This is a genomic window from Pseudomonas sp. NBRC 111132, from assembly GCF_001320565.1.
GTDB lineage: Bacteria > Pseudomonadota > Gammaproteobacteria > Pseudomonadales > Pseudomonadaceae > Aquipseudomonas > Aquipseudomonas putida_P.
The window spans coordinates 1-3,423 of sequence record NZ_BCBI01000114.1; the positions used below are offsets into that span (position 1 = coordinate 1).

Below are 3,423 nucleotides of genomic sequence, written 5' to 3' on the forward strand. Positions count from 1 at the left end.
GGCCCGCCGATGCCGTCGAAGAACGGCGGGTGCTGGATGTAGGTGGAGTCAGCCTGCCACACGTAGGTGGCGGCCTGTGGCACCTCGATGGCCTGCCACTGCGCATCACCTGCGAACACTTCGGCGTATTCCTTGTGGAACATTGCCGTGTCGACCTTGGCCACTGCTTCGGCAATTTCCTGCTGGCTGGGCCAGATATCGCGCAGGTACACAGGTTGGCCGTCTTTGCCGGTGCCCAGCGGATCACGGGTGAGGTCCATGCGTACGCTACCGGCCAGCGCATAGGCCACGACCAGCGGCGGCGAAGCCAGCCAGTTGGTCTTGACCAGAGGGTGCACGCGGCCCTCGAAATTGCGGTTGCCCGATAGCACCGAGGCCACGGTGAGGTCGGCGCTGCCGATGGCCTTCTCGATCGCTTCGTCCAGCGGGCCGGAGTTGCCGATGCAGGTGGTGCAGCCATAACCGACCAGGTCGAAACCAAGCTGGTCGAGGTAAGGCGTGAGCCCGGCTGCCTTGAAGTAGTCGGTGACAACCTTGGAGCCCGGCGCCAGCGAGCTCTTGACCCAGGGCTTGCGTTGCAGGCCTTTTTCCAGCGCTTTTTTCGCCACCAACCCGGCAGCCATCATCACGCTGGGGTTCGACGTGTTGGTGCACGAGGTGATTGCGGCAATCACCACGGCGCCATCGCGCAGGGTGTGAGTCTGGCCCTGATGGCTGTAGTCGATCTCACCGGCCTGGTCGGCGTTGCCCACTGCCACACCGCCGCCGCCTTCGCTTTCCAGGCGGCCAACTTCTTTGGCCAGTGGTTTGGGTTGCAGCTCGATGAAATGGTCGAAGGCCTGGCTGACCTGGCCCAGTGCCACGCGGTCCTGCGGCCGTTTCGGCCCGGCCAGGCTGGCTTCGACCTCGTGCATGTCCAGTGCCAGCGTGTCGCTGAACAACGGCTCCTGGCCGGGCAAGCGCCACATGCCTTGAGCCTTGCAGTACTGCTCGACCAACTGTACGGTCGCTTCGGGGCGGCCCGACAGGCGCAGGTAGTCCAGGGTGACCTGGTCGACCGGGAAGAAACCACAGGTAGCGCCGTATTCCGGGGCCATGTTGGCAATGGTCGCGCGGTCGGCCAGGGGCAATTCAGCCAGGCCGTCGCCGTAGAACTCGACAAATTTGCCCACCACGCCCTTCTTGCGCAGCATCTGCGTCACCGTCAGCACCAGGTCGGTGGCAGTGATGCCTTCGCGCAGCTTGCCGGTCAGCTTGAAGCCGATGACTTCGGGGATCAGCATCGACACCGGCTGGCCGAGCATGGCGGCCTCCGCCTCGATGCCACCGACCCCCCAGCCGAGCACGCCCAAGCCGTTGATCATGGTGGTGTGCGAGTCGGTGCCGACCAGGGTGTCGGGGAAGGCATAGGTGCGGCCGTCGGCCTCACGGGTCCACACTGTGCGGCCCAGGTACTCCAGGTTGACCTGGTGGCAGATGCCGGTGCCCGGTGGCACCACGCGGAAATTGTCGAAGGCGCTCTGGCCCCAGCGCAGGAAGGCGTAGCGCTCACCATTGCGCTGCATTTCGATGTCGACGTTTTCGCTGAAGGCTTGCGGCGTGCCGTAGCGGTCGACCATCACCGAGTGGTCGATCACCAGGTCTACCGGAGACAGCGGGTTGATCCGTTGTGGGTCACCACCGGCCTTGGCCATGGCGGCGCGCATGGCGGCCAAGTCGACCACGGCCGGTACACCAGTGAAGTCCTGCATCAGCACCCGCGCCGGGCGGTACTGGATTTCGCGGTCGGAACGCCGCTCGCCCAGCCACTGGGCGAGGGCGCGCAGGTCGTCGCCAGTAACGGTATGGCCGTCCTCCCAGCGCAGCAGGTTTTCCAGCAGCACCTTCAGCGACATGGGCAAGCGCTGCAGGTCACCCAGCTGGCGGGCGGCCTCGGTGAGGCTAAAGTAGTGGTAGGTCTGGTCACCGACCTTGAGGGGCTTGAGCGTGTTCAGGCTATCGAGCGAGGGCATTGCCAACTCCTTCTGCACCGGTGCCCGGCAACTACTCACGGTTTGCCGGTAGCACCGCTCTGTATCGGTCCGCACGGCACGGACCTGGCTGAATGGTCAGGTTAGACCGGTTTCGCCTAACTGACCCTTTTCTGGACCGGCGGGGCATGTCGCAGGTTCCGAACTTCCTTTATCATCGCCGCCCTGCCGGCGCCTGTGGTGCGCCAGCCGTAGTGGAGTGAGAAATGAATACCCTGTTCATGCATTGCCGGCCCGGTTTCGAGGGTGAGGTTTGCGCCGAAATCAGCGAACATGCCGCCCGCCTGGGTGTTTCCGGCTATGCCAAAAGCAAGCCGCAAAGTGCCAGCGCCGAGTTTGTCTGCAGCGAGAAGGGCGGTGCCGAGCGGTTGATGGGGGAGCTGCGCTTCAACCAGCTGATTTTCCCGCGGCAGTGGGCCCGTGGTGGTTTTGTCGAGCTGCCGGAAACTGACCGCATCAGTGTGCTGCTGTCGCAGCTGGCCGATTTCCCGGTGTTCGGCAGCCTGTGGCTGGAGGTGCTGGACAGCAATGAAGGCAAGGAATTGTCCACCTTCTGCCGCAAGTTCGAAGTGCCGTTGCGCAAGGCGCTGGAGAAGGCCGGCCGGCTGGTCGACGATGCCAGTCGGCCGCGCTTGCTGCTCAGCTTCATCAGTGGCCGGCGGGTCTTTGTCGGTGTTGCCCCAGCCAACAACAGCGCGTTGTGGCCCATGGGGATTCCGCGCCTGAAGTTCCCCCGCGAGGCGCCTAGCCGTTCGACCCTCAAGCTGGAAGAAGCCTGGCATCAGTTCATCCCGCGTGAGCAGTGGGAACAGCGCCTGGGTGATGACATGACCGGCGTCGACCTGGGGGCCTCGCCGGGGGGATGGACCTATCAGCTGGTGCGCCGTGGCATGTTGGTGACGGCGATCGACAACGGGCCGATGGCCGAAAGCCTGATGGATACTGGGCTGGTTCAGCACCTGATGGCTGATGGGTTCACCTGGCAGCCGAAGCAGCCGGTGGACTGGATGGTGTGCGACATCGTCGAGAAGCCGGCGCGTACTACCTCACTGATCGAGACCTGGCTGGGGGAGGGACTGTGTCGCGAGGCGGTGGTCAACTTGAAATTGCCGATGAAGCAGCGTTATGCCGAAGTACGGCGGCTGCTCGACCGCATGGAGGCGACGTTCAAGGCACGCAAAATTCGGGTGTCGATTGCTTGCAAGCAGCTGTATCACGACCGGGAGGAAGTGACTTGTCACCTGCGTCGGCTTGATTTGAAACCGCGCTAAGCACAGCGCGCCTAGCTCTTTGCTCTTTGCTCTTTGCTCTTTGCTCTTTGCTCTTTGCTCTTTGCTCTTTGCTCTTGCTTCGGCTTTTGCTTCTAAGCGCGCGATAGTCCAGGCGACGCAGG

General features: G+C 63.5%; 2 protein-coding genes. One reads left to right on the forward strand and one right to left on the reverse strand.

Annotated features, from left to right (window positions below):
* The coding region (gene acnA, locus APH35_RS27820; RefSeq protein ID WP_060515834.1) for an aconitate hydratase AcnA at positions 1-2,012 on the reverse strand (2,012 nt) is incomplete at its 3' end.
* A gap of 224 nt (positions 2,013-2,236) precedes the next feature.
* Between acnA and rlmM the strand changes: the two genes are divergently transcribed.
* Positions 2,237-3,301: a 23S rRNA (cytidine(2498)-2'-O)-methyltransferase RlmM gene (rlmM, locus tag APH35_RS27825; protein ID WP_060515835.1), complete on the forward strand. Its 1,065-nt coding sequence runs from the start codon at positions 2,237-2,239 to the stop codon at positions 3,299-3,301.
* Positions 3,302-3,423: the final 122 nt, after the last annotated feature.